The sequence below is a fragment of the Pedobacter cryoconitis genome, assembly GCF_014200605.1.
In the GTDB taxonomy this organism is placed as follows: domain Bacteria; phylum Bacteroidota; class Bacteroidia; order Sphingobacteriales; family Sphingobacteriaceae; genus Pedobacter; species Pedobacter cryoconitis_B.
Map to the genome: position 1 here is coordinate 310,279 of NZ_JACHCE010000005.1, position 17,324 is coordinate 327,602.

Below are 17,324 nucleotides of genomic sequence, written 5' to 3' on the forward strand. Positions count from 1 at the left end.
TTTATTCAGTTACTTTTTTAATCCATTCAATACATTCCTGAGGATCTACAATAGACCAGGAATGAGGATGTCTTGTACCGTCTAACCGATATCCTTTACCAATTGCAGGAATGAATTCGGCTTTAGTATTTCCCTGTAACCTTAATAAATTGACCATAGCGGATAAACTTGCTGCATTCATATCAAAGTAATCACGGTTTCTTTCATTAATTGCCCATAGTATATCCGGATCAGAATATAATCTTATTGGAATATTGATCAGGTATCTGGCATTACCGCCATCTTTTTGTGTTCTTGAGAACATAGAGCGTTTAATATACTGGTCGGGATATTGTTCTGGTGATCCCCCATATATTTTATCATAGAAATTGACAATAGATTTTGCTTCTCTTAATCCGTTCAATTTGGCTGGTGTTAAACCAGATCTTCCTTCGTTCATTGACAAGTCTCTTTTTGCCGTATTATAAAGCTCTGTAATATCAACAGGCGGATCAACACCTAAAATAGCACAAGGTACGATTGCTGTTTTATTGCTGTATTCTTTGGCCAGTTCAGCATATCTTAATGCAATCATCCCTCCGTTAGAGAAACCACTCAGCACAAATTTATCCTTAGGGGCGTTATATTTGATAATTAACTCTTTAAAAATAGTATTCAGGAAATTTAATGCTGATTTATCATCATCCATTCCCCGATCGTTGTTTATGGAAACTGCGACGACAAGAATATTATTCTGCGCTGCGAGCTGAATTAATTTCTTATTGCAGTTAATTACATTTTCAACTATTTCGCCTTGACTGGGTAATAGGACCAGTGTACTTTTAACTTCTCCTTCTGGTAATAAACTATAGTAGAAAAGTGGTTTTAAATCTCCTTCATTTACGTAAATTGCTGTACTGTCAATTAGTTGGGTTTTATTATTTTCAAGCCGGCCCAAATAAGGTTCATCCAAATTGAAAAAGCGGCCTTCTGAGAAGGTCCCATTCATCACGAGCCCTGTGGCAAAAGTTGTTTTGCCTTTTCCTTCTAAATTACCATTTACAAAATTTCCCTCAAGCGCATATGGGGTACCTGGAAATGTAAATTTTCCTTTGCCGTTCAGCTCACCTTTATGTAGAAAACCAACATATTTTGCACTTTCTTTTTCTTGTGTATACCATGTTAATATTCCATAGCCCTCGGCAAAATGGTTTTTACATCCGCCTGTCCAGGTAATGCTAATTCCTGGAGAATTATTATCGTCTAGAATGCGGCAGCCTGTTTGCAGGTCTTTGATATAGGATGGGCTTTTTTTCTGGGCAAATATTTTAAAAGAGGATAGGAACAGAAGCAGAAATAAGGATATTTTAAGGAATTTCATTTAAAATGTTTAGGAGAATACAAATGATTGCAGAATTTATTATTATAAATAGTTTCCATAACAATTGTACGAAATTGTCTCAAACAAATCAGTGTAATAAAAAATATTAATAAATCATTAATATTTTGCCGGGGCTGTTTTTATCTATAATTTAGCGATCAAACCAAATATATGATCAATAAGAGAGTAGCGGATGCCGATGAAGCAATACGCGATATTATAGACGGACAAACGATTATGCTTGGTGGTTTCGGATTGTGCGGCATACCTGAAAAATGTATTGCTGCATTAGTAAAGAAAGGCGTGAAGGAACTAACCTGTATTTCTAATAATGCAGGCGTAGATGATTTCGGAATTGGCCTGTTACTGAAAACCCGCCAGGTAAAGAAAATGGTTTCTTCTTATGTAGGGGAGAATGCGGAATTTGAACGCCAGTTACTGAGCGGAGAATTAGAAGTGGAATTGATCCCTCAGGGTACATTAGCTACACGCTGCATGGCAGCTGGTTATGGGATGCCAGTGATTTATACACCTGCTGGTGTAGGGACTGAAGTAGCCGAAGGCAAAGAAGTCAGAAACTTTAATGGAAAAGATTACCTGATGGAATATGCTTTTGATGCAGATTTTGCCATTGTAAAAGCATGGAAAGGTGATACTGCCGGAAACCTGGTTTTTCGTTCTACAAGCCGTAATTTTAACCCGGTAATGGCTATGGCAGGAAAAATTACCATTGCTGAAGTAGAAGAGCTTGTAGAGCCCGGAGAACTTGATCCGGATCATATCCATACCCCGGGTGTTTATGTACACCGTATTTTCCAGGGTTCAGACTACGAAAAAAGAATAGAGCAGCGCACAGTCAGACCGCGTAATTAACCAATCAAATATTTTATGTTAGATAAGAACGGAATTGCGAGACGTATCGCTAAAGAAATAAAAGACGGTTACTATGTGAATTTGGGAATTGGTATTCCTACACTGGTTGCAAATTATATACCTGATGGAGTAAATGTTGTTTTGCAATCAGAAAATGGCCTGCTGGGCATGGGGCCTTTCCCTTTTGAAGGAGAAGAAGATCCTGATATGATTAATGCGGGAAAACAAACGATTACTACATTACCGGGTTCATCTATCTTTGATTCGGCAATGAGTTTTGGGATGATCAGAAGTCAGAAAATTGACCTGACTATTCTGGGCGCTATGGAGGTTTCTGAGAATGGTGATATTGCCAACTGGAAAATCCCTGGAAAGATGGTCAAAGGAATGGGAGGTGCAATGGATTTAGTCGCTTCGGCTAAAAATATCATTGTGGCTATGCAGCATATCAATAAAGCCGGTGAAAGTAAACTATTGCCAAAATGCAGTTTGCCACTGACAGGCGTAAATTGTATCAGAAAGGTAGTTACAGAATTAGCAGTGCTGGATATTTTACCAGAAGGTGGTTTCAGGTTAATTGAAAGGGCACCGGGGGTGAGTGTTGATTTTATAAAACAATCTACCTCAGGAAAGTTATTCGCTGAGGCAGATGTTAAAGAAATGGATTTAAACTGATTTGAGTACAGTTTCTTTCAATTCGTCTGATATCTCTTTAGAAGTGGCAATAATATCTTCTGCCACATGTTTATTGTTAATGATGATTTTCTGACAAGATTCCTTATAAGGAAGCAGAAATTGTTTGTAAGCAGGCATAACGTGGTTAACCCATTGGTACATAATCATATCACGGGTATAACCACGTTCTATCTCATCTCTTGAGATTCTGCGGTTAAGTGTGATTTCTTCATCTGCATCCATGAATATTTTCAGGTCGAATAATTGAGATAATTCAGGGTAATGGAATACAAACAGCCCTTCTACAATTATAATCGGTGCACTGGTGATGTTCATCAGACGTGCACTTTCCTCATTAATATTAAAAGTATACTCTTTTCTTGAAATTGACTGACCATCAATAAGCAATTTTAAGTCTTCCAATAATTTGGCGTCATCTATTCCCTCCGGCAGGTCAAAATTGACCCATCCGTTATCATCTACCTTTTGTTCACCTATTGGTTTGTAATAATCATCCTGGGAGATTAAACATACTTCTTCTGTACTGAAATGGTGGAGAAAACATTTTAAAAAGAATGTTTTTCCTGAACCACTACCTCCGGCAACACCTATTATATAGGGTTTGTTATTGTTCATTCGCTTGTCCACTGTACGTTAAATTGCACAAAAACCTTTTATCCAATGCGCCCAATGCATCGGCTACCGCTTTTGTGACTACAATAATAACATCTTTTGTGGACTCATTCTCAGTAAATTTACCAACAACCTTCGCAAAAGTAGATCTGTTGCTCATTGGATTGGTGATTTTCATGATGGTTCCGATAGGTGCAGTGCGGTGAAGTACCAGCATTTTTGAAGGGTCAAGATCCTTATCTGTGATCCATACTCCAGCACCTTTTTCATCCATCTGACTTAGCCCATAACGGCTTGCCGGAAGTCTTAATGAAGGGTTTTTAACAGATTCTATAGTGTCTGCCTCTTTAGTGTCTTCATTGTTATTTCGCTGATTTTTAACAGGATACTGCCCGTTGATCAGCAATTTCTGGCCGATGTAAAGGGAGTTGGTTGTTAAATTATTTTTTGCCTTTAACTGATCAAGTGTCAGGTTGTATTTTGTAGCAATGGAGTACATGGTTTCATTAGAAGAAACGGTGTGTTCCAGAAATTGATTCTTGTCAGAATTGCCCTGAACCGCAGGGGCAGCAGGTTCAGATTTAACAACCTGATTTTCTGATTTTTTTACAATTTCAGGTTTTTTCTCCACAACTGGCTGAGGTGCCGGATGTGCAGGTACCGCTTGAACCGGAGCTGTTTGTACAGTTGCTTTTTGCAGTGGGGTTGAAGAAGTCGTTTCATCCCCGGCTTTTACAGGCATTTTAAGAACCTGTCCAATTTTAAGGTTAATAGATTTCAGCTCATTAATCCGCTTAATGTCTGCTACTGTTGTACCATATTGTCTGGCCAGCATCATTAAATTCTCTTTTGGCTGAACAGCATGTTCAGTAAATTCCGAATTTCCCTGATCAGCAGCAGATGTGGATTCAACTGGTTTATTGATTACCCCTGTTTGTTTAACAGGTTCTGCATGTTTTGTTACTGCTGTTTTTGCAGTTACTGTTGCGGCTGGTCCTGAAAAAGGAATGTTTGTAGGTACTTTAACTAAAACTCCTATAGACAGGAATTTGTTCTCATTATAGGCGATGATTTCTTTTGGGCTGACATTATACCTTCTGCCTAAAGAATAATAAGTATCCTTTGCTACAACCTGGTGTAAAATAAGTTTTTTGCCATTTAGATTCTCAACTCCTATAGAATCTCTTAGATTATCTGCCTTTACTGCTGATAAATTCAGGAAAAGGCCAAATAATAACGGTATATAATATTTTTGCATTAACGTTCTTGTGAATGATTAATTAGGCAATTATACGAATAATATATAAGAGCCTCAATTCTGAATATTAAACGACAATTATATGTCTCTATTGTATCATATCATTTTTTTTCAAAACCATTTGAGGTGTCTGATTGTTGATTTAGTATAGATTAACAACCCACAAATTAAAGAAAAATACATTATGGACGCAAAAGAAATTAGTTTGAGTGAGAAACAAGTAAAACCAGTCGTTGACCTGTTGAATGATTATCTTGCCAACTATCATATTCATTATCAAAAATTAAGAGGATGTCACTGGAATATTAAAGGACAGAATTTTTTTACTTTACATCTTAAGTTCGAGGAATTATATACTAACGCACAACTGACTATTGATGAAATAGCTGAACGTGTTTTAACTTTAGGAAAACCACCACACAGCCGTTTTGAAGACTATATTAAAGAGTCAGGTATTAAAGAAATTAATACTATAGGTCTGCAGGATCTGGCAATGGTTGATGCTATATTAGAAGATATGGCCCACTTAATCCAGTTAGAGCGTGAGTTATTAGATGCTACTTCGGCGGCTGGCGATGATGGTACGAATGATATGGTTAACCGTTTCATGCAGTTCAAGGAGAAAACTACCTGGATGTTACGCTCATTTGCCGGTAAAAAATAATAGGGCATAAGCTCTTCATAATTATAATGTAAAACCATGTGAAAGCATGGTTTTTTCTGTTTTAATGGGACATACAAATCAGAAAACTTAATACCTTTGATTTCGATGGGATATAAAAACTTAGCCGAATGTGTGGCTGATTTAGAAAAACATGGTCATTTACTCCGTATCAAAGAAGAGGTAGATCCTTATTTAGAGATGGCGGCTATACACCTGCGGGTTTATGAGGAAAAAGGCCCTGCATTATTTTTTGAGAAAATCAAGGGCAGTCCGTTTCCGGCAGTTTCCAATCTGTTTGGGACTTTGGAAAGATCTAAATTTATGTTTCGTGATAGCTTGCCTAAGGTAAGTCAGCTGGTGGATCTGCGCTCTGATCCTATGAAGGCACTTAAAAATCCTTTTAAATTTGCTGGTGCTGGTTTGACTGCCTTATCGGCATTGCCCATGCAGCAGCACTTATTTAAATCCGTATTTAAGAAAACAACAATCAGCCAGCTTCCTCAGATTGTAAACTGGCCAATGGACGGCGGGCCATTTATAACTATGCCGCAGGTCTATACCGAAGATGTAAATAAACCGGGTATACTCAATGCTAACCTGGGTATGTATCGTATTCAGCTTGCAGGGAATGATTATATAAAAGATAAAGAAATCGGATTGCATTATCAGATTCACAGGGGAATAGGAGTGCATCAGTCAAAAGCAAATGCAAAAGGGGTACCATTAAAAGTAAGTATTTTTGTGGGTGGCCCACCTTCGCATCCGCTTGCTGCGGTAATGCCTTTGCCAGAAGGTTTGTCTGAAATGACTTTTGCAGGTGCATTAGGTAACCGGCGGTTCCGTTATTTTTATGATGATGAAGGATTTTGCCTTTCGGCTGATGCTGATTTTATCATTACCGGAACGGTATATCCGCAAGAAACTAAACCAGAAGGGCCATTTGGTGATCATTTAGGTTATTATAGCCTGACCCACCTTTTCCCTTTAATGAAAGTGCATCATGTATATCATAAGGAAGATGCAATCTGGTCATTTACTGTTGTGGGGCGTCCGCCTCAGGAAGATACTAGTTTTGGGGCATTAATTCATGAAATTGCCGGATCGGCTCTCCCACAGGAAATTCATGGTTTAAAAGAAGTAAATGCTGTAGATGCTGCTGGTGTACATCCTTTATTATTTGCTATAGGAAGTGAACGGTATACCCCGTTTCTTAATGAACGCAGACCGCAGGAGATTCTGACTATTGCGAACCATATTTTAGGAAAGAATCAGCTGAGTCTGGCTAAGTATGTTTTTATAGCGGCACGTGAAGATAATGAAGATTTAGATACGCATGATATTGAAGTTTTCTTAACGCATATATTATCACGTATAGATCTAAAGAGAGATCTTCATTTTCATACAGAAACAACAATTGATACACTCGATTATAGTGGGGGTGGATTGAATAGTGGTTCTAAAGTAGTACTGGCTGCTGCGGGTGATGTCAAAAGGGTATTGTCAAAAGAGTTGCCGGCGAATTTTAATTTGCCTGTTCCTTTTGGAGACTATCATTTTGTGATGCCGGGTGTGCTTGCAGTTAAGACTGGTGTTTATACCACTCCTGAAGAGGCGGCAGGTTCTATAGCAGAATTGAACCTTTCTTTGATCAAACAGGAGCTTAATGGCCTGGCTTTAATTGTGCTGTGTGATGATGCAGCATTTACGGCTGATAGTATTAATAACTTTGTTTGGGTAACCTTTACAAGAAGCAACCCGGCTGCAGATATTCATGGGGTAGGAGAGTTTATTAAAGATAAACACTGGGGTTGTACAGGTCCATTGATTATTGATGCAAGGAAGAAACCGCATCATGCACCGGAGTTGATCAAAGATGAGCTTGTTGAAGCTAATATTGATAGATTTAGACTCAATATTTAAATCATACGTATATATAAGGTATAAAAAAAGCCCTTGCTGAAAATCAGCAAGGGCTTTTTTTATACCTTATATATAGGTTAGAATCTTACACCAACAGTCATGAATACATTATTCCTTGCCACTTTTGTTGTCGCCAATGGCTCAGAACCATTGTCAAGATAATAAGGATTAAAGAAGTTAGTAGTTTCAAGGCGCTGATAAGCTAAATCAACATAGTATTGATTGATTCTATAGCCAATACCGCCTGAATAAGACTTGATTGCTGACATATTGCCCGCATCAACTTTATAAGGTGTACCATTATAACCATAACCAGCTCTTAAGCTAAAAGCATCAATTTTATATTCTCCACCAACTCTGAAATTAAAAGCACTTCCATAGTTCTGTTTGATATAGTCATTGTTCTCTGTAATCGCATCTCTGTAACCATCGCTTTGCGAAAGTTTGGTAGAAGCATAATCAATATAGTCAACGTCAGCTGTTAATAAAGCATTTTGACCAAGGATAACGCTTGCACCTACAGTAGCTTTGTAAGGAGTTCTGACATTATAGTTGAAATTAGTATTCAGATAGTCACTTTGGAAAGTTCTTGGATTAGTCCCTGTGAAACGGGTGTCAAGAATTTCAGATCTTTCTACTTCCATGTGCATCCATGTTGGTGCCTGGAAAGTAGCCCCGATTCTAACTTCGTTTATAGGTTTGTAAATCAATCCTAATCTTCCTGTTATACCAGCACCATTAGTTCTGGTGCTAACTGCATTAACCAGGCTATACTGATTACCAACAAAAGGATTTGTATGGTTTAGTGTATCTGGTGAAGCATCATTTGAAGGGTTCTTGATAATAGTTCCTGATTCATTATAAACAGAATTTGATTCATAATGTACATTTACAAAGCCAATGCTTGCACCTAAATATAGGTTGTTTGAAATATTCATTGCACCTGAGAAGTTAAACTCAGAAGTAGATCCTCTGCGAACTTCGTTTGAACTCTGGGTATTGTTTGTGCTTGAAGTAGCTGGCAGATACTGATCAGTTGTTCCTAACTTTCTATCAATTAAAAAGCTGTTAAAAGCTGTGTTTTCAATTGTATTTCCAAGGTTGTTCGCTGTATATCCGTTAGCACGCTGAGCCCAGTCATTTGCAATAGAGCTTTGTGAGTTGCGGCCAGAGTAGTTATTCTCTACACTGAAATCATTATTTCTATTGTAACCCAAGCCCCAGACAAAACTAAGTACGCCTTTATTCAGGTTAGAACCTTTTGGCCTGATCACAGGATTATACCATACTACAGCAGCCTGATTTAAATTTAACTTATTTTTATCTGTTTTTGTGTTCTGACCCAGGTAATTTGAATTTGCCTGGATATTATTAAACTCAGGAGTGATACTGAATTCGGAACGGGTAAACATTCCAAGTCCTGCCGGGTTTCCTCCAATAGAACTGATATCTCCACCTAAACTAGTCTGTGCGTTTCCTAAACCTTTAAAACGTGCTGAACTTCCGTAGTCGGTTCGGGAAAACCTTAAAACATCGTTCGCATAAATGCCATTTTGGGCATAGATATTACCCGTAGTACCTACTATAGCTACTACAAGGAGTTGTATAATTTTTTTCATCTAGATATTAAATACATAAAAGTTAGTTTCTTCCTGAACGGCCACCACCGCCACCGCCTGATGATCTGCCACCACCGCCGCCGCCGCCAAAACCACCGCCGCCTGATGATCTGCCTGACCCTGAAGAAGGAGTGTAAGATGATCTGTCAGAATTGCTTCTCTGAGGAGCATAGTATTGAGATGATCTGTCAGGTCTTGTTGACATCTGGCCAAAAGATCTTGAACTTCCCTGGCTTCTGTTACCGCCATTTCTTTCGTATCCCTGTCCCTGAGCCCTGCTGCCATAAGATCTTCTTCCGTTTGCATCATAGCTGGTTACTCCAGAGCCGTTATAACTTCCTCTTCCGGATCCGTTATAGTTGCCTCTGCCCGAGTAGCTTGATCTGTCGGCACCTCTGTTGCGCTGAGGGCTGTAAACGCTGTTGGATCTGTAATATCCGCCACCGTAACCACCACCCCAGTATCCGCCGCCGTAATAGCCACCGCCATAGAAGCCACCGCCCCATAGTCCGCCATAACCGCCGCCCCATCCCCATGGAGAATAGAAAGGAGAATAAAATCCACCGCCCCAGCCATATCCAAGGCCTAAACCCCATGAACTGCCGTAAAAGCCGTTACCGAATCCTAATCCAAAGCCTATACCTGAGTAATAAGGAGAGTAGCCGCCATAACCATAACCACCACCATAGAACCCGTCATAATAAAACGGATCATAATAACCTCTGTATGGGCTGCCATAATAGAATCTATTGATACGTGATGAATAATCCATGTCAGCATATAAATCACTGCTGCCATAATAATCATCGTTATCATCTGTATATCCGTCATTTACTGACTGGGATGAGTACGTACGTTCTGGTGCGGTATACTCTACCGCTTTCGCTGTTGAGCCATAAACATCGTCATTATGACGAGTTTGCTGTGCCATTTGTGGAGCAGAGCAGGAGGAGACGGCGAGAGCCGCTACGACCAGCATGCTGGAAAATAAATGGTTAGGTTTCATAATATGTGAGTTCTTTGTGTGTGTAAACAGTTTTTTTGTAGGCATAAATTTATAAATTTGTAGCCTAGCATGCAAGTTATTTAACACAATAAACGTTCCAAACAGTTATGAGCAAAGGTATTACAAGTAAAAACGAGGATTATTCCCAGTGGTATAACGACATTGTTATGAAAGCCGATCTGGCAGAACATTCTGCTGTAAAAGGATGTATGGTTATAAAGCCCTATGGCTATTCCATTTGGGAGAAAATGCAGGCTGTTTTGGACCAGAAATTTAAAGATACAGGGCACAGTAATGCCTATTTTCCATTATTCATTCCTAAGTCATTTTTTTCTAAAGAAGCAGCACACGTAGAGGGGTTTGCAACAGAATGTGCCGTTGTGACACATTACCGTCTAAAAAATGACGGTGAAGGAAATATCATTGTTGATCCTGAAGCCAAATTAGAAGAAGAATTAATCGTAAGGCCGACTTCTGAAACCATTATATGGAATACATTCAGAGGATGGGTACAGTCTTACCGTGATTTACCTTTGCTGATTAACCAATGGGCAAACGTAGTGAGATGGGAAATGCGTACACGTCTTTTTTTACGTACCACAGAATTTTTATGGCAGGAAGGTCATACAGCACATGCAACTTCTGAAGAAGCAGTTGCAGAAACAAAGCAGATGCTTGATGTATATGCTGACTTTGCTGAAAAATGGATGGCATTGCCAGTCGTAAAAGGGGTGAAAACAGCTAATGAGCGTTTTGCAGGTGCATTGGATACTTATTGTATTGAAGCATTGATGCAGGATGGAAAAGCCCTGCAGGCAGGTACATCTCACTTTTTAGGGCAGAATTTTGCTAAAGCTTTCGACGTAAAGTTTACCAGTAAAGAAGGTAAAATTGAACATGTATGGGCAAGTTCATGGGGAGTTTCTACCCGTATGATTGGTGCGTTGATTATGGCGCACAGTGATGATCTGGGATTGGTTTTACCTCCAATGTTAGCACCTATACAAGTAGTGATTGTACCTATCTACAGAAATGATGCAGACTTTGATAATATCACTGCTTATGTGAATGAGCTGACGCCAAAGCTGAAAGCATTAGGCATTTCTGTGAAATATGATAACAGAGATTCTCAGCGTCCAGGATTCAAATTTGCTGAATATGAATTGAAAGGTGTACCAGTTCGTTTGGCTATTGGAGGCAGAGATCTGGAAAATGGTACTGTTGAGTTAGCGAGAAGAGATACCGGAGAGAAGAAAACAGTGAGCCAGGAAGGTCTGGATACTTATATCGTTCAGTTATTGGATGAAATTCAGGAGAACATCTACAAAAAAGCTTTTGATTATAGAAAAGAGCATATTACTATTGCCAATACCTATGATGAATTAAAAGACCTTTTAGACAATAAAGGTGGATTTATTTCTGCACATTGGGATGGTACGCCAGAAACAGAGCAAAAAATAAAAGAAGAAACAAAGGCTACAATCAGATGTATTCCGTTAGATAATAAGTTAGAAGACGGAATCTGTGTTTATTCAGGTAAACCATCTGTTCAACGTGTTTTATTCGCCCGCGCTTATTAAGCCAAAGGCATCAAAAATTTAAAAAGAGCAACATGAAATTTGCAACTAAAGCCATACATGCAGGTCAGGAACCTGATCCGTCAACCGGAGCGGTAATGACCCCGATTTATCAGACTTCTACTTACTGGCAGAAATCGCCGGGTGATCACCAGGGTTTTGAATATTCAAGAGGAACAAACCCAACCCGTCAGGCATTGGAAAACTGTCTTGCTGCATTGGAAAATGCTAAATACGGTCTGGCTTTCTCTTCTGGGATGGGAGCTACAGATACTGTTCTGCGTTTATTGCAGCCAGGTGATGAGGTCATTACAGGTAATGACCTTTATGGAGGTTCATACCGTATCTTCACTAAAGTATATGCAAAATATGGTATTAAGTTTCATTTTCTGGATTTGTCAAAACCAGAAAATATGCTTCCATATATCAATGATAAAACTAAATTAGTTTGGATTGAAACGCCTACAAATCCAACAATGCAGATTATCGACATTGAAGGTGTTGCAAAGATTACCAAAGAAAAAGGATTGATCCTGACAGTTGATAATACTTTTGCCTCACCATATTTACAAAACCCAATTGATTTGGGAGCAGACATTGTGATGCATTCAGTAACCAAATACATCGGCGGTCACTCTGACGTGGTGATGGGAGCATTATTAGTGAATGATGATCAATTGTATAAAGACCTGTGGTTTATCTACAATGCTTGTGGAGCAACACCAGGCCCGCAAGATGCATTCCTTGTGTTAAGAGGTATTAAAACCCTGCACCTGCGTATGAAAGCACATTGTGAAAACGGAGAGAAAGTTGCCCGTTTCCTTAAGAACCATCCTAAGGTTGATAAGATCTACTGGCCAGGTTTTGAAGATCATCCTAACCATGATATTGCGAAAAAGCAAATGCGTGGTTTTGGTGGAATGGTGTCAATCACTTTAAAAGGGGCTGATTTGGCAGAAACCTTTAGAGTAGCTTCTTCTTTCAAAGTATTTACTTTGGCAGAATCATTAGGTGGTGTAGAATCCCTGATTAATCACCCGACTTCAATGACTCATGGTTCAATCCCTAAGGAGGAACGTGAGAAAGTAGGTGTAACAGATAACCTGCTGCGTTTAAGCGTTGGTGTAGAAGATATCGACGATCTTCTGGCTGATTTAGAGCAGGCATTAAGTTAATCCATCAAAAACATGCTTTATAATAAAAAAAGCGTGTACTGTATCCTATCATAAACGAAGCCAGTTTAAATATAATTTAAACTGGCTTCTCTAAATAAAAGACATTGGAATTTTTAGAACTCAAGGATTTTCTGGACATTAAAGTTGCGCAATACAACAGACCTGACTTTATCACCAATGATCCAATCTGTATTCCCCACCGTTTTTCGAAAAAACAGGATATTGAAATTGCTGCATTCTTTGCGGCAATTTTGGCCTGGGGCCAAAGGAAAACGATCATTAATAAATGTACCGACCTTTTTGATCGTATGGATAACGATCCGTACAATTTTATGCTGCATCATGGTGATCAGGACCTGCGCCGTTTGCTGAATTTCAAACACCGCACTTTTAACGATACAGATCTTCTATATTTTATTTCATTCTTTAAGCATCATTACACACTTTCGGACAGCCTGGAAACGGCCTTTCTGCCTGAAAACTTTAGTCAGTTAAATAACTTTAGTGCTGAAAATGCCCTTAACCATTTCCGTACCTATTTTTTTAGTCTCCCGGATTCCCCGCGAAGAACTGTTAAACACATCTCCTCGCCAGCTCAAAAGTCTACTTGTAAAAGACTAAACATGTTTCTGCGCTGGATGGTACGGAAAGATCAGACCGGTGTAGACTTCGGTGTATGGACTACAATCTCACCTGCAGACCTGATTTGCCCTTGTGATGTACACGTAGACCGTGTTGCCCGTCGTTTAGAATTGATTACCCGTAAACAAACTGATTGGAGAACTGCTGTTGAACTTACAGCTGAACTTAGTAAATTTGATCCAAAAGATCCTGTAAAATATGATTTTGCTCTTTTTGGCCTTGGGGTAGAGGAGAAATTTTAAAAATACATGCTGATTTCTGACATGAAACCGGTGTGAATAACAATAAAAAATCTGGTCGCAAATGATAACCTTGAAAGCTGAAATAGAACGTTTTGCCGAAATGGGGGAGAAAACTGGCTGGAGCTACGTAGCTATACCCATGGAAATAGCCAGCCAGCTCAAGCCAGGCTGGCGTAGAAGCTTTCGTGTACAGGGCTTAATTGATGCGCTTCCTGTAGCAGGACTATCATTAATCCCAATGGGAGAAGGGACCTTTATCCTTGCTTTGAATGCCAATCTGCGCAAACAACTCAAAAAGGAAGAAGGAGCAACACTACACCTGCAACTCGAAGAAGATAAAACTTTCAAAATAGAAATGCCCGGAGACCTCGAACTTTGTCTCCAGGAAGAAAAGCATTATCTCGAAAATTTCCTGAAACTTCCAAAATCCCATCAAAACTACTATATCAATTGGCTCAATGGAGCTAAAACAGAACCTACCCGTGTCAAACGATTAACTCAAATCGTCATCGCAATGGACAAGAATCAAACCTTCTCAGAAATGATGCGTAGCAATAAAAGTAAAGAATAACTCATCAATAAATCACCTCCTAACCAACAACAAAAAAACGGAACCTTACAAGATATCAGGTTAACCAGCCGGTTCAAATTATAAACTCTGCTTAAGCTCCCTGTACAGGGGGAAACCTTTGGAAACAAAAAAACACCTTGTTCTATTTCTGGCATCAGGGCCCTCAAAGAGGGAACGTCAGGCAGAAATAGAACAAGGTGTTTTTTTGTTCTTAGTTTTCGGAGCTAAGAAACTCTTTTATAATTTCTAAACCAGCTGGTTATCTTCATCTGTATAACTCCGACAAAAGCTTCACGGAAAATCCTTGTACTCATTTTCGAAGTCCCCTCTGTTCTATCCGTAAATATGATCGGCACTTCTACCACTTTAAACCCATACTTTATCGCTGTAAATTTCATCTCAATCTGAAATGCGTAACCTACAAATCTGATCTTATCAAAAGGAATAGTCTCTAATACTATCCTTCTGTAACATTTAAATCCGGCAGTAGCATCCTGAATATTTATCCTTGTAATGAACCTTACATACATTGATGCAAAGTAAGACATTAATACCCTGCTCATTGGCCAGTTAACTACATTTACCCCTCTGACATACCTTGAGCCAATGGCTACATCAGCACCATTTACACAAGCCTCACGAAGTGCAAACAGATCATCCGGATTATGAGAGAAATCAGCATCCATTTCAAAAACATAGGCGTAAGAACGTTGTAATGCCCATTTAAAACCATGGATATAAGCTGTTCCCAATCCTAACTTTCCAGTTCTCTGTTCCATGTGTAAACCAGGAAATTCCAGTTGTAGTCTTTTTACTATGTCTGCCGTTCCATCGGGCGATCCGTCATCAATAATTAAAACCTCAAAAGAAAAGGTCAGACTAAATACCTTGCGGATAATCTTCTCAATATTTTCTTTTTCATTATAGGTGGGGATGATGACTAAGCTATCTGACACGTGTGTAATATAAATTTTAATAAAATTATCCGCGAAAATATTGATAAATATTGAAATTCATGTTATTATAATCTGATTTAACATCAGTTAACATTTACCATTTAACCAAAAAAGGCTGTAATTTTGAAATTACAGCCTTTCATTAAAAAAGTATCTGATTAATTACTAGCTAGTCGCATTCATTGTCTTCTGTAACCACTTGGTTATGAAGAACAATATTACAGAAGCGATACCTGCCATAACAACGAACAGCATAAAGAAATCATAAAGATTTTTAATCGTGTATCCAAGGAAAGTTGGTTTCACAGGATTCATATTATAAACCTCCACTACAGAAGCAGTTTGGTCACTGCCTTTGATAATATATACTTCTGTTTGGGCTGCATTTGTACCCAATAAGAATTTGCCCTCTTTTTCACCAGCAACAGCAAGTTTTGCAACTTCTGATTCACTTAGTTTTTTAGGAGAGATTCTGTTTATTTTATTCGTGTCTATAGTTACAGCCTGTTGAGCAGGAGCAATTGAAAGTGCAACTAAAGAATCAGGACTGATTGAATGAGAATTCTTTTTAACTGTACTTAAATCCCATTGCTGAATGTTCTTTTTGCTGTTAGCTACCAGCTTCCAGTCTATCGCACTATTGGTTAATACCAGTGGACTAACTTTATATTCTGCAATTTTAGCTTCCTCCTCAGGATATTTAGAACTTAATTTTCCAGCCAATACGTTTGCACCTGCATTAGCAAGGAACCATACTGCCATTAAAAGAGAAGAAAGTTTGAGTGGAGATAATTTATTTACCAGTGATAATCCAATTGGTGAAAGACAAAGTTCACCCCATGTATGAAAAGCATACATACCAATCAGGTAAATCATACTCACTTTTATACCAGCACCTACGTCTTTAACACCAGTAGCGATAACAAGATATCCAAGTGCAAGCAACATTAAACCTAAAGCCATTTTAGTAGGAGCAGAAGGTTCTCTTTTACCTAATTTAATCCATAACCAGGCAAATACTGGTGCAAATACAACGACGAAAATAGAGTTTAGAGATTGGAACCAGCTGGATGGAACTGTAAAGAAACCCAGGTTTCTTTGTGTTTGCTCTTCAGCAAAAAACGTTAATGAAGCTCCGGCCTGCTCAAAAGCACTCCAGAAGAATAATACGAAGAAGGCAACAATGAAAATTACAGATATTTTTTTCTTCTCAATTTTACTAAGCGTTTTATCTGTGAAAATCATAATTGCGATACCAACAACAGCAAGTATCAGCAGGTAGCTTAAATAACTTACAATTCTGGCATCAATGTATAACATGCCTACACATAGTGCAGAAAAAGCAAATAAACCAAGATAAACCAGTATAGGTGAAACTTTTTTGTCACCAGGGTTAGCAGGTGTTAAACCTAAAAGGGCTCCATTTGGGTCACGTACATATTTATCTCTGAAATTAATGAAAACGATAACTCCAATACCCATTGCTATTGCTGCTGCTAGGAATGCCCATTTAAAATCAGCAGGGTTACCAGTGTCTCCAAAGTATCCGCAGATAAACGGGCCTAAAGCACCACCAACGTTGATACCCATGTAGAAAATAGTGTATGCAGCATCAATTCTACGATCGCTTTTTGGATAAAGCTGACCTACCATTGATGAGATATTTGGTTTAAAGAAACCATTACCTGATATCATAAATCCTAAACCTGTAAAAAACAGGAATGTAGAAATATCAGGCATTGTATGGTAAAGAGAAGCACAACCGAACATAATCAGTTCTCCCAGTGCCATCAATATACCTCCTGTTACTATAGATCTTCTGTTTCCCCAGTATCTGTCGGCAATAAAACCACCAATTAATGGAGTCAGGTATACAAGCCCTGTATAGCTTCCATATAAATTTGACGCAAATGCTTTGTCAAATAATAAGGCTTTGGTCATAAAAAGCACCAAAATAGCCCGCATACCGTAGTAATTGAAACGTTCCCACATCTCGGTAGCGAACAGTACATATAATCCTTTTGGATGGCCTTTCTGAGCGTTGTCTAATTGCTCTGGCTTAAGGATTTCAGATTGATCCATAAATGTTGTATTATAGTTTATTTAAAATAAAAGTTTGCAAATTAATTCTAATTATTGGGTTTTCTTAGTAA

The 17,324-nt window shown here is 38.7% G+C and carries 15 protein-coding genes; 8 read left to right on the top strand and 7 right to left on the bottom strand.

The window, feature by feature from the left end; translation table 11 throughout:
• Position 1 precedes the first annotated feature (1 nt).
• Positions 2–1,360, bottom strand: a complete 1,359-nt coding sequence (locus tag HDE68_RS16960; RefSeq protein ID WP_183883406.1) for a hypothetical protein — start codon at positions 1,358–1,360, stop codon at positions 2–4.
• Between the two features lie 171 nt (positions 1,361–1,531).
• Here HDE68_RS16960 and HDE68_RS16965 point away from each other — a divergent pair, with 171 nt between their 5' ends.
• Positions 1,532–2,233, top strand: a complete 702-nt coding sequence (locus HDE68_RS16965; protein ID WP_183883407.1) for a CoA transferase subunit A — start codon at positions 1,532–1,534, stop codon at positions 2,231–2,233.
• A 15-nt stretch (positions 2,234–2,248) separates the two neighbouring features.
• Positions 2,249–2,908 carry a CoA transferase subunit B gene (locus tag HDE68_RS16970; RefSeq protein ID WP_183883408.1) on the top strand — a complete coding sequence of 220 codons (660 nt, stop codon included), beginning with the start codon at positions 2,249–2,251 and terminating at the stop codon, positions 2,906–2,908.
• Here HDE68_RS16970 and HDE68_RS16975 read toward each other — a convergent pair.
• Together HDE68_RS16975 and HDE68_RS16980 are read right to left on the bottom strand one after the other, a co-directional pair.
• Positions 2,900–3,544 (bottom strand): uridine kinase, encoded by a 645-nt coding sequence (locus tag HDE68_RS16975; RefSeq protein ID WP_183883409.1) that lies wholly within the window; start codon positions 3,542–3,544, stop codon positions 2,900–2,902. The two genes, HDE68_RS16970 and HDE68_RS16975, sit on opposite strands and share 9 nt — an antisense overlap.
• Entirely contained in the window at positions 3,534–4,799 is a 1,266-nt protein-coding gene (locus HDE68_RS16980) for a LysM peptidoglycan-binding domain-containing protein (protein ID WP_183883410.1), read from the bottom strand. The genes HDE68_RS16975 and HDE68_RS16980 overlap by 11 nt, the downstream gene beginning before the upstream one ends.
• Before the next feature lie 184 nt (positions 4,800–4,983).
• On the opposite strand from HDE68_RS16980, the gene HDE68_RS16985 reads away from it, so the two are divergent.
• Entirely contained in the window at positions 4,984–5,463 is a 480-nt protein-coding gene (locus HDE68_RS16985) for a Dps family protein (protein ID WP_183883411.1), read from the top strand.
• A gap of 105 nt (positions 5,464–5,568) precedes the next feature.
• Positions 5,569–7,383 (top strand): UbiD family decarboxylase, encoded by a 1,815-nt coding sequence (locus tag HDE68_RS16990; protein WP_183883412.1) that lies wholly within the window; start codon positions 5,569–5,571, stop codon positions 7,381–7,383.
• Between the two features lie 77 nt (positions 7,384–7,460).
• Here HDE68_RS16990 and HDE68_RS16995 read toward each other — a convergent pair whose 3' ends face one another.
• Complete coding sequence (locus HDE68_RS16995) at positions 7,461–9,002, bottom strand: OmpP1/FadL family transporter (RefSeq protein WP_183883413.1); 1,542 nt, start codon at positions 9,000–9,002, stop codon at positions 7,461–7,463.
• Between the two features lie 22 nt (positions 9,003–9,024).
• Positions 9,025–10,008 carry a hypothetical protein gene (locus HDE68_RS17000; RefSeq protein WP_183883414.1) on the bottom strand — a complete coding sequence of 328 codons (984 nt, stop codon included), beginning with the start codon at positions 10,006–10,008 and terminating at the stop codon, positions 9,025–9,027.
• Positions 10,009–10,115: 107 nt separating this feature from the next.
• On the opposite strand from HDE68_RS17000, the gene proS reads away from it, so the two are divergent.
• The 4 genes from proS (at position 10,116) to HDE68_RS17020 (ending at position 14,215) form a co-directional block, all read left to right on the top strand.
• On the top strand, positions 10,116–11,588 hold the full coding sequence (gene proS, locus HDE68_RS17005; protein WP_183883415.1) for a proline--tRNA ligase: 1,473 nt from the start codon (positions 10,116–10,118) through the stop codon (positions 11,586–11,588).
• Positions 11,570–12,760 carry a cystathionine gamma-synthase gene (locus HDE68_RS17010; protein WP_317617707.1) on the top strand — a complete coding sequence of 397 codons (1,191 nt, stop codon included), beginning with the start codon at positions 11,570–11,572 and terminating at the stop codon, positions 12,758–12,760. The genes proS and HDE68_RS17010 overlap by 19 nt, the downstream gene beginning before the upstream one ends.
• 104 nt (positions 12,761–12,864) lie before the next feature.
• Positions 12,865–13,644, top strand: coding sequence for a TIGR02757 family protein (locus HDE68_RS17015; protein WP_183883417.1), 780 nt, complete (start codon positions 12,865–12,867; stop codon positions 13,642–13,644).
• Between the two features lie 61 nt (positions 13,645–13,705).
• A complete protein-coding gene (locus HDE68_RS17020; RefSeq protein WP_183883418.1) occupies positions 13,706–14,215 on the top strand; it encodes a YdeI/OmpD-associated family protein in 510 nt (169 codons plus the stop codon).
• Positions 14,216–14,439: 224 nt separating this feature from the next.
• Here the strand turns inward: HDE68_RS17020 and HDE68_RS17025 are convergent, their stop codons facing one another.
• Positions 14,440–15,171, bottom strand: a complete 732-nt coding sequence (locus HDE68_RS17025; protein ID WP_183883419.1) for a polyprenol monophosphomannose synthase — start codon at positions 15,169–15,171, stop codon at positions 14,440–14,442.
• 165 nt (positions 15,172–15,336) lie between these two features.
• Positions 15,337–17,253 (bottom strand): peptide MFS transporter, encoded by a 1,917-nt coding sequence (locus tag HDE68_RS17030; protein WP_221300775.1) that lies wholly within the window; start codon positions 17,251–17,253, stop codon positions 15,337–15,339.
• Positions 17,254–17,324 lie beyond the last annotated feature (71 nt).